The organism is Pseudomonas sp. I2, from assembly GCF_040984075.1.
GTDB classification, from domain to species: domain Bacteria; phylum Pseudomonadota; class Gammaproteobacteria; order Pseudomonadales; family Pseudomonadaceae; genus Aquipseudomonas; species Aquipseudomonas guariconensis_B.
Genome location: NZ_JBCGFQ010000015.1, coordinates 103,014 through 109,013, shown reverse-complemented (window position 1 = coordinate 109,013; position 6,000 = coordinate 103,014). Strand labels below are relative to the sequence as shown.

At 64.7% G+C, this 6,000-nt stretch carries 4 protein-coding genes; 2 read left to right on the top strand and 2 right to left on the bottom strand.

The genetic code is table 11. From position 1 onward, the window contains the following. Positions 1-26 precede the first annotated feature (26 nt). Positions 27-1,964 (bottom strand): DUF294 nucleotidyltransferase-like domain-containing protein, encoded by a 1,938-nt coding sequence (locus WCE05_RS10135; protein ID WP_253080210.1) that lies wholly within the window; start codon positions 1,962-1,964, stop codon positions 27-29. Between the two features lie 216 nt (positions 1,965-2,180). Between WCE05_RS10135 and WCE05_RS10130 the strand changes: the two genes are divergently transcribed. Further along, positions 2,181-2,630 (top strand): response regulator, encoded by a 450-nt coding sequence (locus WCE05_RS10130; RefSeq protein WP_225786491.1) that lies wholly within the window; start codon positions 2,181-2,183, stop codon positions 2,628-2,630. 48 nt (positions 2,631-2,678) lie between these two features. Here WCE05_RS10130 and WCE05_RS10125 read toward each other — a convergent pair whose 3' ends face one another. Next, positions 2,679-4,856 carry a malate synthase G gene (locus tag WCE05_RS10125; RefSeq protein WP_225786490.1) on the bottom strand — a complete coding sequence of 726 codons (2,178 nt, stop codon included), beginning with the start codon at positions 4,854-4,856 and terminating at the stop codon, positions 2,679-2,681. A gap of 465 nt (positions 4,857-5,321) precedes the next feature. On the opposite strand from WCE05_RS10125, the gene WCE05_RS10120 reads away from it, so the two are divergent. Beyond that, positions 5,322-5,840 (top strand): glycine cleavage system protein R, encoded by a 519-nt coding sequence (locus tag WCE05_RS10120; protein WP_225786489.1) that lies wholly within the window; start codon positions 5,322-5,324, stop codon positions 5,838-5,840. The last annotated feature ends 160 nt before the right edge of the window (positions 5,841-6,000 follow it).

The following is a 6,000-nucleotide window of genomic DNA, read 5'->3' as shown; positions in this document are numbered from 1 at the left end:
GGGCGGGCGCAGCCAGGCGAACAGGTTCATAGCTGGTACCGCAGGGCCAGGCTGCTCTGCAGGCGCTGGGCCTGGCGCAGGGACTCGCGCAGGATGCGCCGGTCCAGGTGGTTGAGGCTGTCCGGGTCGAGCCGGTTGGAGTAGGGCAGGTTGTCGCGGGTCTGGCGCTGGTGCTGTTGCATGCGGGTCTGCTGGATGAAGTGGTAGGCCTCCTCGTAGGCGGCGCCATCGAGCGGGTCGATGACACCCCGGGCCACCAGCTGGCGCAGGCGCTCCAGGGTGTTGCAAGCCTCGATGCCGTTGGCCAGGGCCAGCAGCCGCGCGCTATCGACGAAGGGCGTCAGGCCCTGGACCTTGAGGTCGAGGGTGGCGGTCTTGTCGTTGCCCTGGCGGGTCAGCACGAATTCGCGCAGGCGCCCCACGGGCGGGCGCTGGCGCAGGGCGTTGTCGGCCATCATGCGCTGGAAGAGGCGGTTGCCCTGGACCTGCTCGAGGATCCCCTGGCGCAACTGCGCGCAGCCCTGTTCGTCGCCCCAGACCACCCGCAGGTCGAAGTAGATGCTCGAGCCGAGCAGGTTCTCGGGGCTGGCCTCGCGGATGAAGCCGGCGAAGCGCCGCGCCCATTCGCTGCGAGACAGGCACAGCTCGGGGTTGCCGGCCATGACGTTGCCCTTGCACAGGCTGAACCCGCACTGGGCCAGGCACTGGTTGATGTATTGGGCCAACGGCAGCAGGCGTGCGCGGATCGCGTCGGCCTCGGCGCTGTCGCGGGCGTCGAAGAGAATGCCGTTGTCCTGGTCGGTGTGCAGGGTCTGCTCGCGCCGCCCTTCGCTGCCGAAGCACAACCAGCTGAACGGCACGCCAGGGTCGCCGCGCTCGGCCAGGGCCAGCTCGATCACCCGGCACACGGTGTGGTCGTTGAGCAGGGTGATGATCTGGGTGATCTGGGTCGAGGAGGCGCCGTGGGCCAGCATGCGCTCGACCAGTTGGCCGATCTCGCCGCGCAGCGACACCAGGGTGTCCAGGCGTGGTGCGTGGCGGATGGTGCGGGCCAGGTGAACCAGATCGACCCGCTGCAGGGAGAACAGGTCGCGCTCGGAAATCACGCCGCACAGGCGCAGGTTTTCCACCAGGCAGACGTGGGCGATGTGCCGCTCGGTCATGGCCATGGCGGCATCGAAGGCGCTGGCCTGGGGGCTCAGGTAGAACGGCTTGGCCGTCATGTAGCGATCGATCGGCGCGGACAGCTCGGCGCTGGCATCGGCCACCACCTGGCGCAGGTCGCGCAGGGTGAAGATGCCGATCGGGAAACGCTGCGGATCGACGATGACGATGCTGCCGACCTGCTGTTCATGCATCAGGTGCACGGCCTCGCGCAGGGGCATGTCCGGGGCGCAGACCACCGGGTGGCGCATGGCCAGTTCGCCCAAAGGCGTGTTCAGCGAATACTGGTTGCCCAGGGTTTCCACGGCGCGCTGGCGAACCTGCTGGTTGACCTGGTCGAGCAGGCTGCTGACGCCGCGCAGGGCGAAGTCGCGAAAGGCCTCCGAGAGGGAGAACACGCGGATGAAGGCGGCCTTGTCCAGTTGCAGGCAGAAGGTGTCCTCGCCGGCCAGGTGTTCGGTGCGGGTGGCCCGCTCGCCGAGCAGGGCGGCCAGGGGGAAGCATTCGCCACTGGCGATCTCGAAGGTGGTCTCCACACCAGGCTTGGTGACGTGCTGGCGTTCGCCGATCACACGGCCCTGCTTGACGATGTAGAAGTGCTCCACCGGGCCGTCGGCGGGCTTGATGATGCTTTCGCCGCTGGCGTAGAAGCGCAGTTGGCATTGCTCCACCAGGTAGGCCAGGTGGCTGTGCTCCATCTGGTTGAAGGGCGGAAAACGCTGGAGGAACTGCAGGGTACCTTGAATGTTCTGCAGCACCGCCGTTCTGCCGGCCTGGCTGTAGGCGTCCTTTTTGCTCATGGAACTACCGCATAGGTGTGTCGGCGTAAGTAACGCCGACCTTGTTGTTCTAAGGCTCCATGGTCGGCCGGCAGCCCTGTGGTGCCCATTGGACGTAAGTCTATAGGACGCGGTGCGACCTGCCGGAATGTGTCGGGTGTCAAATAGCCGACAAAAGGCAGCTTGCATAGCGTTGTTTTGCGGTCTGAACTGGGTAAGTGGGATTTTTTTGACGAGATGGACATGGTCGAGCATGAAGACATCCTGAGTGACGCCGAGCGCGAAGCATTGGCCGTGGTGACTGCCCCTCCTGCACCGGCCCAGCAGGTGCTGGTGGTGGACGACAACGCGCTCAGTCGCGAGGCATTGTGCCTTTACCTGAAGAGCAAGGGGATCGAGTGTGTCGACGCCGAGGGTGTCGCGGCGGCGCTCCGGCAACTCAAGCGCAACCCCCGTATCGGCCTGGTGATCACCGATTTGCGCATGGCGCCCACGGATGGCCTGGAACTGATCCGGCGAATTCGTGAGTCGGAGCGAGCGGCGCTGTCGATCATCGTGGTGTCGGGCGACACCGATGTGAAGGAGGCGGTGGACGTGATGCACCTGGGAGTGGTGGATTTTTTGCTCAAGCCGGTGGACTTGGGGAGGGTGCTGGAACTGGTGAGGAAGGAGCTGGGGATCGAGTAGATTCATCCAAGTGGGGCCGCAACGCGGCCCCCGGTACGAAGATGTTGCTTACAGCCCATTACGCGCCTTGAACTCGCGGCGACGACGGTGCAGCACCGGCTCGGTATAGCCATTCGGCTGCTTGGCACCCTCGACCACCAGCTCGACTGCCGCCTGGAACGCGACGTTGTCGTCGAAGTTCGGCGCCATCGGGCGGTACTGGGCGTCACCGGCGTTCTGCTTGTCCACCACCGCGGCCATGCGCTTGAGGCTTTCCATGACCTGCTCCTGGCTGACGATGCCATGGCGCAGCCAGTTGGCCAGCAACTGGGCGGAAATCCGCAGGGTGGCGCGGTCTTCCATCAGGCCGACGTCGTTGATGTCCGGCACCTTGGAGCAACCCACGCCCTGGTCGATCCAGCGCACCACGTAGCCGAGGATGCCCTGGGCATTGTTGTCCAGCTCGTTGCGGATCTCCTCGGCCGACCAGTTGGTGTCGGCGGCCAGCGGGATGGTCAGGATATCGTCCACCGATGCCGGGGTACGCTTGGCCAGTTCCGCCTGGCGCGCCTGCACGTCGACCTTGTGATAGTGCAGGGCATGCAGGGTGGCGGCGGTTGGCGATGGTACCCAGGCGGTGTTGGCTCCGGCCAGCGGGTGAGCGATCTTCTGCTCGAGCATGGCGGCCATCAGGTCGGGCATGGCCCACATGCCCTTGCCGATCTGCGCGCGACCTTGCAGGCCGGTGGCCAGGCCGATGTCGACGTTGTTGTTCTCGTAGGCGCCGATCCACTTCTCGTTCTTCATGGCGCCCTTGCGCACCACGGCGCCGGCTTCCATGGAGGTGTGGATCTCGTCGCCGGTGCGGTCGAGGAAGCCGGTGTTGATGAACACCACGCGCTCGGCGGCGGCCTTGATACAGGCCTTGAGGTTGACCGTGGTGCGGCGCTCCTCGTCCATGATGCCGACCTTCAGGGTGTTGCGTGGCATGCCCAGCAGGTCTTCGACACGGCTGAAGATCTCGGCGGCGAAGGCCACTTCCTCGGGGCCGTGCATCTTCGGTTTGACGATGTAGACACTGCCGGTGCGGCTGTTCTTGCGGCTGGTGTTGCCCTTGAGGTTGTGCAGGGCGATCAGGCTGGTGAACAGGCCGTCCTGGATGCCTTCGGGGATCTCGTTGCCCTGGGCGTCGAGGATCGCCGGGTTGGTCATCAGGTGGCCAACGTTACGCACGAACAGCAGCGAGCGGCCGTGCAGGGTGACGCTGCCGCCGTTTGGCGCGGTGTATTCGCGGTCCGGGTTCATGGTACGGGTGAAGGTCTTGCCACCCTTGGTCACGTTCTCGGCCAGGTCGCCCTTCATCAGGCCCAGCCAGTTGCGATAGACCAGGACCTTGTCGTCGGCATCGACGGCGGCGACCGAGTCTTCGCAGTCCATGATGGTGGTCAGCGCCGATTCCATCAGGATGTCCTTGACGCCCGCGGCATCGGTGCTGCCGACCGGCGTGCTGGCATCGACCTGGATCTCGAAGTGCAGGCCGTTGTGCTTGAGCAGGATGGCGGTCGGAGCCGCGGCGTCGCCGTGGTAGCCGATCAGTTGGGCGTCGTCGCGCAGGCCGCTGTTGCTGCCGCCCTTGAGGGCGACGACCAGCTTGCCGCCTTCGATGCGGTAGCCGGTGGAGTCGACGTGGGAGCCGGCGGCCAGGGGCGCGGCTTCGTCGAGGAAGGCGCGGCCGAAGGCGATGACCTTGTCGCCACGGACCTTGTTGTAGCCCGGGCCTTTCTCGGCGCCGCCTTCTTCGCTGATGGCATCGGTGCCGTACAGCGCGTCATACAGCGAACCCCAGCGGGCGTTGGCGGCGTTGAGGGCGAAGCGGGCGTTCATCACCGGCACCACCAGCTGTGGGCCGGCCATGCGGGCGATCTCTTCGTCCACGTTCTGGGTGGTGGCCTGGAAGTCGTCGACCGGGGGCAGCAGGTAGCCGATTTCCTGGAGGAAGCTCTTGTAGGCCGCGGCATCGTGGGCCTGGCCTTTGCGCGCTTGGTGCCAGGCGTCGATCTTGGCTTGCAGTTCGTCGCGCTTGGCGAGCAGGGCTTTGTTCTTTGCAGCGAGGTCGTTGATGATCTTTTCCGCACCGGCCCAGAACTGCTCGGCGACGATGCCGGTCCCTGGAATGGCTTCGTCGTTGACGAAGTCGTACAGGACCTTGGCGACCTGAAGGCCACCGACTTGAACGTGTTCAGTCATTGCTTGCCTCACTCTGCTCAGCTATTTCGCTCTTCTGTATTAAGCCTGTAGCGCTTCTCTAAACACGGCACCAGTACTTGCCCTCGTCGTATAACCCCGAGCGCGGCTGGGTGCGGCCTGCCAGACGGGCCGGCGGGCGGTTGCGTATTTTCACAGGCGCCTTGGCAGACATCCAAACGACGTTTTGTAGTCCGCGCCGGCGCATACTACATGAAGCAGCAGGCAGGTGAAAATCAGACTAAAAGCGTCGCTGTGCGACCAAGAGGCCGCATCGGGTCACGCTGGGAGGCATTATGTTCGCAAAAAACAGGTGGATTGTTCCAGATAAATCTTGAAACAGTACACGATTATCTGTGCGAACCGCCCTGCGGCAGGTTGCCGCGCCTTGCCTATACTGATTCGATCCCCCGTATTTCGCCGCGCGCGGCGGCGCCGGCGATTGAAAACAGCGTAGAGGAGCGGCCCGTGGACCATCTCGTACTGACAGTGATCGCCCCCGACAAGGCCGGGCAGGTCGAACGCATCGCTCAATGTATCGCCGAGCATAATGGCAACTGGCTGGAGAGTCGCATGTCGCGGATGGCCGGGCAGTTCGCCGGGATCCTGCGGGTGGCGGTGCCGGCTGAATCCTATGACGACCTGGTGGAAGCCCTGCATGGGCTGGCCAGCCATGATATCCGCGTGCTGATCGCCGAAAGTGGCATCGAGCCGTCCTGCACCTGGAAGCCGATCGCCATGGAGCTGGTGGGCAACGACCGGCCGGGCATCGTGCGCGATATTACCCGCTTGCTGGCCGAGCAGGGGGTCAACCTTGAGCGTTTCACCACCGAGGTACGGCCTGCGCCGATGAGCAGCGAGCCGTTGTTCCATGCCGATGCGCTGCTGGCGCTGCCCCTGACGCTGTCGCTGGATGAACTGCAGCAGCGGCTGGAGAGCCTGGCGGATGACCTGATGGTCGAACTGAAGCTGCGGCCGGAGGAATAGTGCATTGTCATCAGGGCCGCTTCGCGTCCCATCGCCGGAAAGCCGGGGAATGGGTTATCCCGGTTTCGCGGGGACGGCGCTGTGGATAACCTGGGGGCGTTCGCCTGCAGCCCAGAAGCGGCGCGGTCTCCCCGGTTTTGAGCAAAAAACGTCCAGAAAT